This is a genomic window from Nocardia iowensis, assembly GCF_019222765.1.
In the GTDB taxonomy this organism is placed as follows: Bacteria; Actinomycetota; Actinomycetes; order Mycobacteriales; family Mycobacteriaceae; genus Nocardia; species Nocardia iowensis.
The window spans coordinates 4,402,903-4,417,825 of record NZ_CP078145.1 but is presented as its reverse complement, the minus strand read 5'-3'; the positions used below and the strand labels follow the sequence as shown (position 1 = coordinate 4,417,825).

The window sequence follows — 14,923 nt, the reverse complement described above, 5'->3', positions numbered from 1 at the left end:
ACGCCGAGTCGTACGCCGACCTGCTGCGGATCGCGCGAACGACCACGCCGTCGTGCCATCGGGCAGCTACCTCGCCATGCGGGACGACGCCGACGACAGCCCCGGCTACGTCAAGCTCCGCGAGCATTACACCGGAATCCGTGGCGCGTCCCATGTTCCGCGCCTCGAGGAAGAGATCCGCAGCGTCCTCGACGGACCGAAACTGATGCGACGAGGCTCCATTTCGATCTCCCAATGGCAGCCCGACGCCACAGAGCCCCCTCTGACCAGGACCATCTCCGCAAACAGTGCGGTCGACCGAAAGCCATGACCTGTCAGAGAACTGAAACGGTGGCCGTTCACGACCGCCGTGTCGGCCCGGATTCAGCTCGTGTTCATCGTGTTCGTCTGTGCAAATGTACTTGCATCTGTAAGCGACGGCGGCATAGACTTGGGCTCATATCGGGGAGGTACGCAGGGAGTTCGAGCCGGCGGCGCCTACACAGCAACCTCCCCACACGCCACACGCGAGGGGCGGTCGAATGAGCCAGCCATTCCGGACTCCCCGCCGGGTCGCCGTCATCGGCACCGGCGTCGAGACGCTACGGCAGTGTCCCGCTACGGGCCCGGTATCCGATTGCGGTGTCGAACCCCCCGGCCTCACCTACCGGCTGGCACGCGACATCCTGTCCGCCCACGAGGTCCACGGCCCCCAGTGCAGGCAGTGGCTGGCCGCCGCCGCGTACCTCTCAGCCGGCCTCGACGACGAGTAAATCCTCCGAATCAGTTGGTGGACAACGATGTTCGCCGCGTGACACATTCGTTGCAACGTAGCGCGAACGCACGCCGATATCCCGAAACAGCGGTAGGTCACAAACGGGTTACCGCACAATGCCGTAGGCTCCCAATAGATCTCACCGATAGCACACCACGCGCAGCACCCTTTCGTATAGTGAGCCGAACGATTCGGGCACAGTTCTATTACGCCCGACGTGGCAATGGAGCGACCCGAATGACCTTCTCCGCGCTGGATATGTCCGCTGGTTCCTCCGACGCGGCGCTCGAAATCGGTGGCCAGCCGGCTTCGGTGCCCCTACAGAACACCGACCGAGTGGCCTCGCGGATGGTCGGCTACTTCGCCACCTGCATGGCACCGTGCCGCACCCTGCCGGGCGAGCAATTGCGCGGTGACGTCACCAAGGTCACCCGCAGCTGCCTGGCTTTGGTCGCCGAAATGTTCGACCGCCGCACCGTGCCCGGCGACGAGCAACTCGGCGAGGTACGCGAGGCGGCCACCCAATGGGCCAGAGAAGGCGTACCGCTCAGCACCATCCTGCGCGGATACCACGAAGGGGTGCGCATCGCGTTCGGTCTGGTCACCGCACCCGCCAGAGCCGACGACGTCGACGAGCTGCTGGTCGCCACCGATCTGATGCTGGAACTCCTGGAGGCCGTCACCGCCGCGGTGGCCGACGCCTACGTCGACGAACAGCATCTCGTCGCCAAGGAACACCAGACCGCGGCACAAACCCTTGCCTCGGCACTGCTGAGCGGACGGGGCAGCTCGGCACTCGCCCGACAGGCGGGCATCCCGATCGCCGACTCGTATCAGGTAGTGGCCCTGTCCCTTTCGGAGCATCCGGACGAACGCGATCCGCGGGTCGACGGGCACGTCGCGGCCCGGCGCAAGCTACGCAGGCTGCAATCCGCGCTGGCCACCGTGTTCGCCTCCCGCGCGCTGGCGCTGCTCAGCACCAAGGGCGGCACCATGCTCATTCCGGTAGGTGAAAGCACCGACGCCATGATGACCGCCGAGACATTGGCGCGACTAGCCGAGGCCGCGGAGGTTCCGCTCACCGCGACGGTCGTCACCAGCGACACCGACGAGGTGCCCGAGTCGGCCGATCAGGCGCACGAACTACTCAATCTGGTTCGCGTCGGTGGCAAGTCCCCTGGCCTCTATCAGATGGCCGACTTGGCGGTGGAGTACCAACTGACCCGCGGCGGTCCGGCGACCCGGCGCATCGCCACCATCCTCGATCCGCTCGAAGCACATCCCGAGCTGTTCGAAACCATGCGCGCCTATCTCGGCAACGATATGAACCGCCAGCTCACCGCGCGTCAGCTCTACGTGCATCCGAACACCGTCGACTACCGGCTGCGCCGCATCGCCCAGCTCACCACGGTCGACCTGGCCACCTCGGCGGGAATTTCCCAGGCGGCCATCGCCCTGCTCGCCCGGGACCTGGACCACAGTGTCACCCGGCGTTTGTGATCGCCACGTGACCTGTAACGGATTTGTGCTGGTCACCAGGCGATCGACTTGGGATCCTGAAACTGCCGCGGACGTCTGGATGGTGAAGTATGCGAATAGCCGAAATCTTGCGCAGAAAAGGTAGCGACGTCGCAATGGTCGCGCCCGACACGACAATTCGGAGCCTGCTGGCCACCTTGGCCGAGCGCAACATAGGCGCGGTTGTCGTGTCACGTGACGGCGAAGGGATCGTCGGGATAGTCTCCGAACGCGACGTCGTGCGCAGCCTGCACGCGCGCGGCGCGGAGCTGCTCGACACCCCGGTGTCGGAGATCATGACCACCGACGTGCGCACCTGCGCGCCCGACGACAGGGTCGACGGGCTGCGAAACACCATGACAGAGCATCGGATTCGACATCTGCCCGTCGTCGACAAGGGCAGGATGATCGGCATCGTCAGCATCGGCGACGTGGTGAAGAGCGCCATTTCGGAACTGACGACCGAACGCCAGCACCTGGTCGAATACTTGCAGGGCAAGTACTGACCCAGCAGCCGGCTACACCCCGCCGAGGTCCGCGGACAGCCAGTGCTCGGGCCGCAGGTAGACCACGACCTGCGCGCCGAAGCCGGCCGCCTGCTTCAGGTAGGCCTCGGCGGCGTCCCCGCTCAGGTAGCGGTGGACCAGCTCGAGGTGCAGTTCGTCGGTCATCGGCTCGACCCTGGCGACCGGACCTTCGACCGTCACATACCGAACGGTCGGCTCGATACGGTGCACCATCAGAGTGAACCGGCCGGCCTCCTTGATCGCACGCATTTTCTGCGATTCCGCGCCGGTGAGCACCCACGGCTCGCCGCCGGGCTGGTATTGGTACCAGATGGGCACGGTGAGTGGCCCACGACCGGGAGCACCGGCCACGGACAATGCCGCGACGTGTGGCTGCGCGAGGAACTCTTGACGCTCTTTCAAGGTCAATGCCATGGCTCCCACCCTAGTCCGTCAAAGCCGTTGCCCACGAGAAACCTTCGAAGACCTTACGAAAAGTGCGTATCGTTGGGAGCGTCCAGCGCACCTTGTGAAGCGCTTTTGCGGAGGGAGCGTCATTGCGATCCCATGCCTCGAGGTCGCATTTCGCGCGGCCGTCCGCCGCGCGATTATCGTCGGCGTCGACACCGATGCCCCCCGACCTCCGCAAGCTCTTCCCCGCCCTCGCCGAATCCACCGAGATCTATCTGGACAGCGCCGCGACCACGCAAAAGCCGCTGCCGGTCATCGAGACCATTCACCGTTATCACAGCTCACGAACCGCCAATGCCGGGCGCGGCACCTATCCGTGGGCGACCAGTCTCAGCACCCGATTGAGCAGAATCCGGGACCGCACCGCGGCCTTCATCGGCGCCGAGCACCCCGATGAGGTGGTCTTCACCAGCGGCGCCACCGCGGCGCTGAACGCGGTCACCCTGTCCTGGGGGCTGGCGGTGCTCGAGGATGGCGACGAAATCCTATACAGCCCAGCCGATCACGCGTCGAATGTGCACCCGTGGCACCACCTGCGCGGCCTGCTCGCCCGTTTCGGCCGCCGCATCGAGCTGGTCCCCTATCGGGTGACCGCGCTCGGCGAGGCGGACACCGCGGACATCCTCGCCAAGGTGACCCCGCGCACCCGGTTGATCACCACCAGCCACCTGCACCACGTCTACGGCGGCCTGACCACGCTGGAGGAATTGCGTGGCCTGCTCGACCCCGCCATCCTGCTGTGCTTCGACTGTAGCCAGAGCGGCGGTCATGTGCCGGTGGATGTCACCGCGCTCGGCGCGGATTTCGCGATCTTCGCCGCGCACAAGATGTTCGGGGCACCGGGAACCGGAATTCTGTACTGCCACAGGCGGGTTCACGATAGGCTGGTGCCGTTCCTGCCCGGCGGCAATTCGGGGGTGCTGGTGAGCGAGGCCGGGCTGGTTCCGGAAGCGATGCCCGCGCTGCTCGAAGGCGGAACGCACAACGTCCCCGGCGTGCTCGCGCTCGGCAGCGCGCTCGAGGTGCTCGAGTCGTTGGACGTCGGCGCCATCGCCGCGCACAATCGCGAGCTGACGCTGCGCCTGATCGACGGCCTTCGCCCCATCCGCGGCCTGGAATTCCTGCCCGGTCCGGCGTACGCGTCCTGCGCGGTCGGCTACGGCATCGTGTCGTTCACGCTCGACGGCATCTCGGCGACGGACCTCGGATTCGTGCTGAGCGAACTGGGTTTCCTGGTCCGCACCGGCCTGCACTGCACTGTGGCCGACGCACCGGCCGCGGACGCGGGCTCCGACGACTCGGTGCGGGTCAGCACGCACGTCTACAACACCGCCGACGAGATCGACCGATTCACCAAGTGCGTCATGACGATTGCCGAGGAGGTCAGATGACTATGGACACCCCGCGCTACGACCGTCGGGCCGCGTCCCGGGTGCTCGCCGGGCTGGCGCAGCCGGGGCTGTTCGCGGCGCCGGTGCCCGTCCCCGAGCGGCGCAAGTTCGAATTCACCCGCACCGCACTGCATACCGAGCCGAACAGCCACCTCACCTACTCACAGCGGCTGTACCTGGAGCGGTTCATGCGCCCCTGCCGCCCGTATCAGGTCACCAGCGCCACCCATCGGATCACCTGGACCGACAGCGACGGCATCCCCAATACCGGCCACTATCGGGTGGACGGCCTCGGCCCGCTGGTACCCATCGCCATGCGCGAGACCGTGCTCGCACTCTGGCATGCCCTCGACGCGAATACATCTTTCGCCGAACGTATTTCGGCACTCGGTCCGCGTGAGCACGCGGTACTGGCAGGCACCACCACCGACCACGAGCCGATGGATATCTTCCGGGTCGGCATCGAAGCCGCCGGTCGGGCGCTCGCCCAGCACGCCCTGCTCGCGCGGCAGACGCCATATCGCGGTGCGGCCGAATTCGCCTGCGGCATGCGCGAATCCGGCCTCTTCGCCGCCGTCGCCACCCGCTGGTATTGGGAGCTACAGGCGTCCACCTACCGGCGCGGGATGATCCCGGTGACGCTGATCGCGCAGCCCGACGGCACCGTGCGCTACTCCGCCGAGACCGTGGCGACGCTGCGCGCGATGAAGGACGCCACCATCTCCGACGCCCACACGGTGATGCGCCGCGCCACCCATGTCGAGGGACTCAGCGTTGCGGAGGCGATCGCCAAGTACCACGAGGACCTGGACCTCATCTCCCGCCAGTACGCGCTGCTGCCCGCGGGCACCCGCCCCGCCTGCCTGGCCGCGATGCCGCATCACCTCGGCGGCGGGCACTACAGCATCCTGCCGGTGGTGATCGATCAGTTCGTCGCGGTGTTCACCGAGGTCGCCGAGCGGTGCGCGCTCGTCGAGGTGAGTGCCGACCTGGACGGCGACGACGCCGATCGCGCGGCCACCGCCGAGGATCGCGTGTTCTACGTGCCGGATATGACCTGCAAGCACTGTGTCCGGACGATCGGCGGAGTGCTGGAGTCAATGGACATCCGGGTGGTCGAAATCGATCTGGTCAGCAAGCGGGTGGTCGCCGAATTCCGCAGTCCGCGCAATCGGGCCAGGGCATTCGAGGCCATCCGGGACGGCGGCTACAACCCCGTCGCCGAAAAACCCGACGGCGCGCCCAAGGGTGCCGTGCCCGCACAGCCGTCGGAAACCGCGGTATGACAGCACCGCTACCGGCGCTACCCGCGAAGATCCATCCGCTGGTACGCGCCTTTCTCGATACCCCGGACGCCGTGGAAGAGACGCTGATCCGGTTCGGCTCGCCGGTGCACCTGCTGTTCCCGCAGGTCTACACGGAGAATCTGAAGCGATTCCGCGCGGTGCTCGACCACCGGCTGCCACGGCACCGAATCTGCTACGCACACAAGGTGAACCAGTCGCGCGCTTTCGTACGCACCGCCGAACACGCCGGAATTTCCATCGATGTCGCCTCGCCACAGGAGTTGGCGGCCGCGGTGGGTGCGGGCTTCGGACCGATGCGGATCGAGGTGACCGGGCCGAAAGGCGAAGTGTTCCTGCGGGATCTGATCGACTGCGGCGTCACGATCAACGTGGACAATCTGTGGGAACTGCGGCGGATCGCCGAGCTGGCCGGGGACCGCGCGAAAGTGCCGGTGCTGCTACGGGTTTCCGGATTCGACGAGGCACAGGTTAGCCGGTTCGGCGTGCCGCTGGCGCACATCCAGCGCGCCTTCGACGTGCTCTCGGCACACCGTAGCCGGATCGCGTTCCTCGGCTTCGCTTTTCATCTCGACTCCGGTGACATCGGCGAACGGATCCGCGCGATCGAGGCATGTCTGGCGCTGATCGAACGAGCCTACGGTTACGGGCTCACGCCGTCGGTGCTGAATATCGGCGGCGGGTTCCGGCAGGTCTTCACCGCCGATGCCGACCGGTTCGACCGCTATGTGCACGCGCTGCGCGAATCGCTGCTCGGCCATGGTGAGCCGATGAGCTGGGGCAGCAACACCTTCGGCTATCACGTGGCGGGCGGCACGGTGCACGGGACACCGATTTTCCACAAGTACGCCAACACGATTCCGGCGACCACCATGCTCGATGATCTACTCACCGCCCCGCTGGAGCGACACGGCGGGCGCACGGTCGCCGAGCTGGCCTCGGACAATCTCCTGGACGTGTGGCTGGAGCCGGGCAAGGCACTGGTCGACCACGCCGGGGTGACGGTGGCCAGGGTCGACTTCGTCAAGGAGATCGCCGACGGCAGCGTCCTGGTGAATGTCGACCTCAGCCGCGACTCGGTGACTCCGGCCGATCAGGAGGTGATGGTCGATCCGGTCGTCCTGCCCACCACCGCGCACCGTCCGGCCCCCGCCGTCCCGGTCGACGGTGCGGTGGTGCCGACGCTGGGGGCGGGCGACACCTCGCCGAGCCTGCATCCGGTAACCGAAACCGGGCCTGTCGGTGTGTATTTCGCCGGGCGCCTCTGTCTGGAGCGGGATCTGATCACCAATCACAAAGTCTGGCTGCCGGAGCGGCCGCGCCCAGGCGATCTGGTGGTGTTCCCGAATACCGCTGCCTATCACATGGATCTGTCCGCGGCGACGGCCTCGATGCGGCCACCGCCGATCAAACTGTCGGTCGCGCACCGGGCGGGCAGCTTCCAGGTATACCGCGACCCGGACTATGAACCGCACCTGCCGGTCGGGTTGCCGCCGCACCGCCGCACCTCACCGCACGGACCGTGGCGCCCGCCGATGCCGCGCCGACCCACCGGGGCGCCGTGATGCGCTACGACCACATCACCGAACTCATCGGCAACACTCCCCTGCTGCGGCTCGACCCCGCCGTGCACGGTCTGCCCGACGTCGAGCTGTACGCGAAGCTGGAGTCGCACAATCCCTTCGGCTCGGTCAAGGACCGAGTGGCGTGGGGCATGATCCGCGACGATCTCGACACCATCCTGGCCAACGGGCAGACCTTCATCGAGGCGTCGAGCGGCAATACCGCCAAGGCGCTGCGGATCCTTGGCGCCATCCACGGCATCGGGCTGCGCGCCGTCACCAACCGGATCAAGGTCGCCGAGGTACGTGAGCTGTTGCAGCTGTTCGACACCGACATCGTCGAGTTGCCCGGACTGTCCGAGTGCCCGGACCCGACGACACCGAACGACGTGTACTCGGTGATCGAGGCGACCATGGCACAGCACCCCGGCGTGTACCATCACCCGTCGCAGTACACCAACGAGAAGAACGTCGAGGCGCATCATCACGGCACCGGCCGGGAGATCCACGAGGACCTGGCCGCCGACGGCATCACCAGGGTCGACTACCTGATCGGCGGGCTGGGTACCACGGGTTCGACGAGGGGCGCCGCCACCTATCTGCGCAAGCACAATCCCGAATTGCGCACCGTCGCCGTGGTTTCCGGCCGCACCGACTTCATTCCCGGCATCCGCTCGGAGAGTGAGATGTGGGATGTCGGCCTGTTCCAGCCCGACTTCTACGACGACATCGTGACCGTCGAGGCCGCGCACGCGGTCGACGCCACCCTTCGGCTCGCCACCGGGTACGGCATCCTGGCCGGGCCGACCAGCGGAGCCAGCTACGCGGCGGCGCTGGACACCCTTGCGGCAGCGGCTGATTCGGCACAGCGGACGGACGGACCGATCGTCGCGGTGTTCATCGTCTGCGACCGGTTGGAGCCATACCTGTCCTACATCAAGAAGCGCAGACCGGAGCTGTTCGGTCGCGCCGAGCGCCGACCGCCACCGACCGCCACGGAATTGGCTGCCACACCGACACTTTCGCCCGCCGAGCTGGCCGAGTTGGAGCGCACCGGCAAGCCGACCATCGTCGACACCCGCGGCGCGATGGCCTACCGGATCGGGCACGTGCCCGGCGCGCTCAATATTCGCGATGATCAGCTCGACGAGATGTTCGCTCATGGCATTCCGTTCCCCCGCTCCCGACCGGTGGTGTTCGTCTGCCCGGTGGGTGAGCTGTCGCTGCGGTTTGCCGGCCGCGCGCAGCAGGCGGGGTACGACGCCGCGAGCCTGGCCGGTGGGATCGTTGCCTGGCGGGATGCCGGGCTGCCGCTGGAAAGTGGCGGATGACGCGCGGAGGCCGTCCGCGATTCCGCGCGTGTCTCGTTCGCGTCGCGCGGAAACTACAGGGAGCGCAGAACCGGCGCTGCTTCCCGATCCACGTCGAAAGAGATGATTCATGTTCCGGTCGAAGAAATCCGTTGCCGCCGCACTGACTTCCTTCAGCGCCATGAGCGCCGCCGTCGTGCTCGCCGCACCCGCCGCACCCGCCGCGGTCACCGCCATCGGCCTGGCGCCGGGGATGAGTTTCGGCACCTCCACCGCCTACGGCACGAACTGCACCTACATCGCGACGGCGACCGCCACACCCGGCGACGTCATCGGATTCGTCGACCCCCTTGGCACTTTCGATCCCGCGGGCTGGATCACCGTCCCGTCGTCGGGCACCGTGACCGCGAGGTGGACACCACTGGTCCCGGGCAACCACACCGTCTACGCGGTGCACAATTCGAACGCGTGGGTGTCGACGGCGGCCACCGTCGGCAACGGAGTCAACCTCGGCTTCGCCTGCGTCGTGCTGCCCTGAGCGACCGGTCGGCCCGGTTCCGGCGAGATCCGCGGTGTGGTGCGGGTCGGCGGGCTCGCCGCCGATCACGCACTAGTCTGGTGCGGTGCAATCAGGCCAGGAAACAGACGACGACGCGGGCCCGCGGATCTGGGGCGGCACGACCCTCACCGAGCGCAGGGAGGCGCGCCGCACCGCGCTACTGGAGGCCGCACTGGATCTGATCGGTGAGGCGGGGGCGAGCGGGGTGACCATGCGCGCGGTGTGCCGCCGGGCCAACCTCACCGACCGATACTTCTATGAGAGCTTCACCAGTCGCGACGAACTGCTCGACGTGCTCTATCGGCAGGTCGCCGAGGAGTTCCTGCAACCGATGACCGCCTTCGCCGCGGCCGACGAACCGTCCCGAGACCGGGAACTGGCGCGGATCCTGGTCGACAAGGTGCTGGCCGACCCGCGCAAGTCCCGGCTGTTCCTGGTCGAGCCGTACTCCAGCACCGGCCTCGGCCAGACCACCATCTCGGTAATGCCGGTGTTCACCAGGCTGATGCAGGACCACCTGTTCGCGCACATCGACGACCCGGTCAAGCGCAGGCTCGCCGCGGTGACCATGGCCAGTGGCAACGCGGGCATGTTCTCCGCCTGGCTCAACGGCTCGCTGCGGGCCACCCGGGACGAGATCATCGATCACTGCGTCGCGGTCATTACCGCGTACCGCTCGCTGTACAAGTCCTGAACCCGCGAGGGCCGCTCCGCCGCAACGGAATTCGGCGGCGGCTGCGACCACGATCACATCCGGGTTGCCAATGTTTCCATTCGGGTGTTTACTGGCCTGCGCAAGGTGCCGATCGTTCGCTGAGGCTCCTTCACGGAAACAGGCCAGCGACCCCGAACGTCGAGAGACGCCCCGGGTCAGGACAGATCTCCCCGGCTTAAGGGGTGATCCCGATTGGCTCCCGGTCCACCGGGTTCACGCCGTGAAGTGCCAAAGGTCTTACGAGGAGGGGTCCTTACCGGCGTTTTTGCCGGGTTCTCCTGCTGCGCTCTGCAACGATCGAACAAACAACGCCCGGCTTCGCCGTGCGCCGAGAGACGAGGGAGGTGAGCCGGATGCCCGGCGGTAATAGTCCGTATCCCCAATTTGCCAAATATTCACCCGGCGACACCTCAACAGCCGATTCCGTTTCGGGACAAGCCCCGTAACCTGCTGTTTTCGACGGTGCGCTGACATGTTCAGGGAGTGCGGTCATGACAACAGTGGAGATGATCCTCCGGCTGCTCACCGGCGTCGGCCTCGGCGCCGTCATCGGCTTCGAGCGGCAGTATCGGGCCCGAATGGCGGGGCTGCGCACCAACGCGCTCGTCGCTGTCGGCGCCACCCTGTTCGTGCTGTTGTCGGCGCACGGCTTCCACGGCGAAGTCGCCGACCCGACTCGCGTCGCGGCGCAGATCGTGTCCGGAATCGGCTTCCTCGGCGCGGGCGTGATCATCCGTGACGGACTCAATGTGCGCGGCCTCAACACCGCGGCCACGCTGTGGTGCGCGGCAGCGGTCGGCGCACTGGCAGGCGCGGGCATGTTCGGCACGGCCGCAGCGGGCACGGTCGCCGTGGTCGGGGTCAACGTCGCACTGCGCGCCGCGGGCCGGGCCGTCGACCGGCAGCCGGAAGCCGGTCACGAACAACCCGCTTCCTACGCGTTCGTCGCCGTCACCAACGATGCCAACGAGGCGCACGTGCGCGCCCTGCTGGTGCAGGCGCTGACCCGCACCGACTTCCAGCTGATCTCGATCTCCAGCGCCAATACCGGCACCCCGGGCCGGGTCGAGGTGCGTGCCGAACTGTTCGGCGACCAGCGCGACGACCGCCAGATGGAGACCGCGGTGAGCAGGCTCAGCCTGGAACCGTCGGTGACCAGCGTCGGCTGGCACATCGCCGCGACGGATGTGAAGGGACCGCAGGCATGACTCTTTTGCGTTCCTTCCCCTCCCGTAGTGCGCTCGACCGGCCACGCAACCGGTTCGCCGACGTTGTCGTGTTCGTCGGCGCGGCGGTGCTGATCTGGCTGATCGTGCGAGTCTCGGCGAGTGCGAATGTGCCGTTCGACGAGGCCGACGCGCCCGCGACGGTGTCCACCGATCCCGATCAACTGCCCTACTACGCGGCCCGCTCGCTGCTGCGGATGTTCGCTGCGCTGGGGTTGTCGATCGTTTTCACCTTCGTGTACGCGACGGCGGCGGCGCGACTGCGCCGGGCACGCACGGTGCTGCTACCGCTGCTCGACATCCTCCAGTCGGTGCCGATCCTCGGGTTCCTGTCGATCACCGTCGCCGGGTTCATCGCGCTGTTTCCCGGCTCCGAGCTCGGCCTCGAAAGCGCCGCCATCTTCGCGATCTTCACCTCGCAGGCCTGGAACATGGCGTTCGCGTTCTACCACAGCCTGGCCTCCCAGCCGCGTGAGCTGGACGAGGCGGCGCGCAACCTGAGACTGTCGCGCTGGCAACGGTTCTGGCGCGTCGACGTGCCGAGCGGCATGATCCCGCTGGTCTGGAACGGGATGATGAGTTTCGGCGGCGGCTGGTTCTTCCTGGTCGCGTCCGAGGCGATCAGCGTGAACAACCACAAGTACGTGGTGCCCGGCATCGGCTCCTATGTCGCGACCGCGACCCGAGACGGCGATCTCGGCAAGGTGTTCATCGCGATCGGCGTCATGATCGTGATGGTCGTCGGCGTGAACTTCCTGTTCTGGCGGCCGCTCACGGCGTGGTCGGAGCGGTTCCGGGTGGAGGACACCGAAGCCGCCGAGGCGCCGCGCAGCCTGATGCTGAACCTGCTGCGGCGCTCGCACGTTCCGCTGCTGCTCGGCAAGGTGTTCGGCCCGCTGGTCGCGCCGATGGACCGGGCGATGAGCGTGTTCGGACTGGCCGAGCATCCACTGCACACGCCACCGATCCGCCGCCGCGCCGGTGACGTGCTGTTCGCCGCGGTGGTCGCGGTGCCGATCGGTTACGGCGCCTACCGGGTCGTCGACTACATCGAATCGACAGCGGGCTTCGGCGAAGTCGCGCATGCCTTCGGCCTCGGGTTCTTGACCCTGCTGCGGGTGGTGGTGCTGCTGGTGCTGGCCACCGTGGTGTGGGTGCCGGTCGGGGTGTGGATCGGGTTGAACCCCAAGGTTTCCCGGCTCGCGCAGCCCGTGGTGCAGGTGCTGGCCAGCTTCCCGGCCAACTTCCTGTTCCCGTTCATCACCGCCGTACTCGTCTGGAGCGGAGCCAGTTTGAACTGGGCGGGCACCATTCTGATGGCGTTGGGCGCGCAGTGGTACATCCTGTTCAACGTCATCGCGGGTGCCAGCGCGGTACCCAACGATCTGCGCGAGGCCGCCGCAAATCTGCAATTGCCGCGAAACCTGTGGTGGCGCAGGCTGATCCTGCCCGCCATCTTCCCCAGCTATGTTACCGGCGGGATCACCGCGGCCGGTGGCGCCTGGAACGCCTCCATCGTCGCGGAAGTCGTGCAGTACGGATCGACCACCCTGGTGGCCGCGGGCCTCGGCTCCTATATCTCCGAGGCGACCGAGGCCGGTGACTCCCCGCGCATCCTCATCGGCGTGCTCGTCATGAGCATCTACGTGGTCGGCATCAACCGACTGTTCTGGCGGCGGCTCTACGCACTGGCCGAACGGCGGTACTCGCTGTGAACACCGGCTACCTCTGCATTCGTTCGACGGGAGACCGATCATGACCGTGACCACCACCCAGGCCGACCGCGATGTGCTGCTGGACATCTCGGGCGTCGGCAAGCGATTCACCGGTGCCGCCGGTGACGAGTTGCGGGTGCTCGACGGTATCGATCTGCAACTGCGCAGCGGCGAAATCGTCGCCCTGCTTGGGCGTTCCGGCTCCGGCAAGTCCACCCTGCTGCGGATCATCGCGGGCCTCATCGCACCGTCCGACGGCGAGGTGACCTATCGAGGCACCCCGCTCAACGGCAGCAATCCCGGTGCCGCACTGGTGTTCCAGTCGTTCGCGCTGATGCCGTGGCTCACCGTGCAGGACAATGTCGAGCTCGGCCTCGCCGCCCGCAACGTCGCGCCCGCCGAACGCCAGCAGCGGGCGCTGGCCGCGATCGACATGATCGGCCTGGACGGCTTCGAATCCGCCTATCCCAAGGAGCTTTCCGGCGGTATGCGCCAGCGGGTCGGCTTCGCCCGCGCGCTCGTGCTCGAACCCGACCTGTTGCTGATGGACGAACCGTTCTCCGCTCTGGATGTGCTCACCGCGGAGAACCTGCGCACAGAACTGGTGAACCTGTGGGCCACTGACGGGTTTCCCACCAAGGCGATCTGCGTCGTCACCCACAACATCGAGGAGGCGGTGCAGCTGGCCGACCGGGTGCTGGTCCTCGGCTCCAACCCGGGCCGAATCATCGCCGAAATCGCGGTATCCCAGCCCCGCCCGCGCGACCGGCGGGCACCGTGGTTCGAGGCGATGGTCGACCAGATCTACGGCCTGCTCACCGGTCGCGACACCGAACCCGTTGTCGCCGAACCGGATAAGGCCACCCCCACCGCGCAGCCGCTGCCCGACGCCTCGGTCGGCGGCTTGGCGGGTCTGGTCGAGCTCGTCTACGCCACCGGTGGCCGCGCCGATCTCCCGGACATCGCCGACGAACTGAACTTCGAGATCGACAGTCTCCTGCCGCTCGTCGACGCCGCCGAAATGCTCGGTTTCAGCACCGTCGAAGACGGCGACGTGCTGCTCACCGAGATCGGCACCCGGTTCACCACCGCCGACATCCAAGAGAGCAAGCGCATTTTCGCCGAACAGGCCCGCCATCGCGCACCGTTGGTCCGCACCATCTGTAAGGGACTCGCAGGCAGTTCCGATGGCAGCCTGCGCGCCGGTTTCTTTCTCGACTTGCTCCGCCGCGGCTTCGGGCCCGAAGACGCGCGGCGCCAGCTCGATATCGCCATCGACTGGGGGCGCTACGCCGAGTTGTACGACTACGACACCGATTCCGACAAGATCACCGCGGATCCGGCGGCCCAGATCTTCGCGGGCGTGCGCGGGAAGTGGACCGCGTAGCGTCCGGAACACGACCGACGCCGCTGCGGGGTCGATTACCTCGGAGGTAATCGACCCCGCGTCGTCTGTCGGCAACACTCACCTCATGGCAATGAACACCGCGCCAGCACCCCGCCCACCGCTGGCCGCCGCCCTGCGTGGCCTGGCCGTCGGCCGCATCGTCCTCGGCGCCGCCGCCATCGCGGCACCACGAACACTGACCGCGGCCTTCCGAATCCGCGCCACACCCGAACTCACCTACATGACCCGTATCTTCGGCGCCCGAGCCATCGCACTCGGCCTGGGTTACCTGACCGCTCCCGCTGCCGAACGCCCCCGATGGCAACGCCTGTCCCTGCTGGTCGACATCATCGACACCAGCCACGGCACCGCCCACCTCGCCCGCGGCGACGTCCCCCGCCCCGCCGCCATCGCTATGGTCGCGATGACCGGCAGCTACATGACCGTCGGCGCTACCCGCCTCATCCGCGACCTGCACTGATCCCCCGCCCCGCCGCGCGCGGTG

Annotated in this window: 15 protein-coding genes and 1 riboswitch; of the genes, 14 read left to right on the top strand and 1 reads right to left on the bottom strand. The window is 67.2% G+C overall.

Annotation, left to right across the window (positions count from 1 at the left end; genetic code table 11):
* The first annotated feature begins 52 nt into the window (after positions 1-52).
* The 4 genes from KV110_RS20350 (at position 53) to KV110_RS20335 (ending at position 2,778) form a co-directional block, all read left to right on the top strand.
* On the top strand, positions 53-310 hold the full coding sequence (locus KV110_RS20350) for an SAM-dependent methyltransferase (protein ID WP_218477988.1): 258 nt from the start codon (positions 53-55) through the stop codon (positions 308-310).
* 211 nt (positions 311-521) lie between these two features.
* Positions 522-752: a hypothetical protein gene (locus KV110_RS20345; RefSeq protein ID WP_218477987.1), complete on the top strand. Its 231-nt coding sequence runs from the start codon at positions 522-524 to the stop codon at positions 750-752.
* A gap of 239 nt (positions 753-991) precedes the next feature.
* Positions 992-2,254 carry a PucR family transcriptional regulator gene (locus KV110_RS20340; RefSeq protein WP_218477986.1) on the top strand — a complete coding sequence of 421 codons (1,263 nt, stop codon included), beginning with the start codon at positions 992-994 and terminating at the stop codon, positions 2,252-2,254.
* Positions 2,255-2,343: 89 nt separating this feature from the next.
* Entirely contained in the window at positions 2,344-2,778 is a 435-nt protein-coding gene (locus KV110_RS20335; RefSeq protein WP_218477984.1) for a CBS domain-containing protein, read from the top strand.
* Between the two features lie 12 nt (positions 2,779-2,790).
* Here KV110_RS20335 and KV110_RS20330 read toward each other — a convergent pair whose 3' ends face one another.
* Positions 2,791-3,213 carry a pyridoxamine 5'-phosphate oxidase family protein gene (locus tag KV110_RS20330; RefSeq protein WP_218477983.1) on the bottom strand — a complete coding sequence of 141 codons (423 nt, stop codon included), beginning with the start codon at positions 3,211-3,213 and terminating at the stop codon, positions 2,791-2,793.
* A 194-nt stretch (positions 3,214-3,407) separates the two neighbouring features.
* Between KV110_RS20330 and KV110_RS20325 the strand changes: the two genes are divergently transcribed.
* The 10 genes from KV110_RS20325 (at position 3,408) to KV110_RS20280 (ending at position 14,899) form a co-directional block, all read left to right on the top strand.
* Positions 3,408-4,640 (top strand): aminotransferase class V-fold PLP-dependent enzyme, encoded by a 1,233-nt coding sequence (locus KV110_RS20325; RefSeq protein WP_218477981.1) that lies wholly within the window; start codon positions 3,408-3,410, stop codon positions 4,638-4,640.
* On the top strand, positions 4,637-5,926 hold the full coding sequence (locus tag KV110_RS20320; protein ID WP_218477979.1) for a heavy-metal-associated domain-containing protein: 1,290 nt from the start codon (positions 4,637-4,639) through the stop codon (positions 5,924-5,926). Before KV110_RS20325 ends, KV110_RS20320 begins: the two co-directional genes overlap by 4 nt.
* Complete coding sequence (locus tag KV110_RS20315) at positions 5,923-7,509, top strand: type III PLP-dependent enzyme domain-containing protein (protein ID WP_218477977.1); 1,587 nt, start codon at positions 5,923-5,925, stop codon at positions 7,507-7,509. Before KV110_RS20320 ends, KV110_RS20315 begins: the two co-directional genes overlap by 4 nt.
* A complete protein-coding gene (locus KV110_RS20310) occupies positions 7,467-8,837 on the top strand; it encodes a pyridoxal-phosphate dependent enzyme (RefSeq protein WP_246634660.1) in 1,371 nt (456 codons plus the stop codon). The genes KV110_RS20315 and KV110_RS20310 overlap by 43 nt, the downstream gene beginning before the upstream one ends.
* A gap of 109 nt (positions 8,838-8,946) precedes the next feature.
* The gene (locus tag KV110_RS20305) at positions 8,947-9,354 is read left to right on the top strand and encodes a hypothetical protein (RefSeq protein WP_218477974.1); all 408 of its coding nucleotides are present in this window, start codon (positions 8,947-8,949) and stop codon (positions 9,352-9,354) included.
* Positions 9,355-9,439: 85 nt separating this feature from the next.
* Positions 9,440-10,069, top strand: a complete 630-nt coding sequence (locus KV110_RS20300; protein WP_218477972.1) for a TetR/AcrR family transcriptional regulator — start codon at positions 9,440-9,442, stop codon at positions 10,067-10,069.
* A 104-nt stretch (positions 10,070-10,173) separates the two neighbouring features.
* A riboswitch (M-box (ykoK) riboswitch) is annotated at positions 10,174-10,344 on the top strand.
* 237 nt (positions 10,345-10,581) lie between these two features.
* Positions 10,582-11,298 carry an MgtC/SapB family protein gene (locus KV110_RS20295; RefSeq protein WP_218477969.1) on the top strand — a complete coding sequence of 239 codons (717 nt, stop codon included), beginning with the start codon at positions 10,582-10,584 and terminating at the stop codon, positions 11,296-11,298.
* The gene (locus KV110_RS20290; RefSeq protein ID WP_218477967.1) at positions 11,295-13,031 is read left to right on the top strand and encodes an ABC transporter permease; all 1,737 of its coding nucleotides are present in this window, start codon (positions 11,295-11,297) and stop codon (positions 13,029-13,031) included. The genes KV110_RS20295 and KV110_RS20290 overlap by 4 nt, the downstream gene beginning before the upstream one ends.
* 40 nt (positions 13,032-13,071) lie before the next feature.
* Positions 13,072-14,418, top strand: a complete 1,347-nt coding sequence (locus tag KV110_RS20285; RefSeq protein ID WP_218477965.1) for an ABC transporter ATP-binding protein — start codon at positions 13,072-13,074, stop codon at positions 14,416-14,418.
* An 85-nt stretch (positions 14,419-14,503) separates the two neighbouring features.
* Entirely contained in the window at positions 14,504-14,899 is a 396-nt protein-coding gene (locus tag KV110_RS20280) for a hypothetical protein (protein ID WP_246634659.1), read from the top strand.
* Positions 14,900-14,923 lie beyond the last annotated feature (24 nt).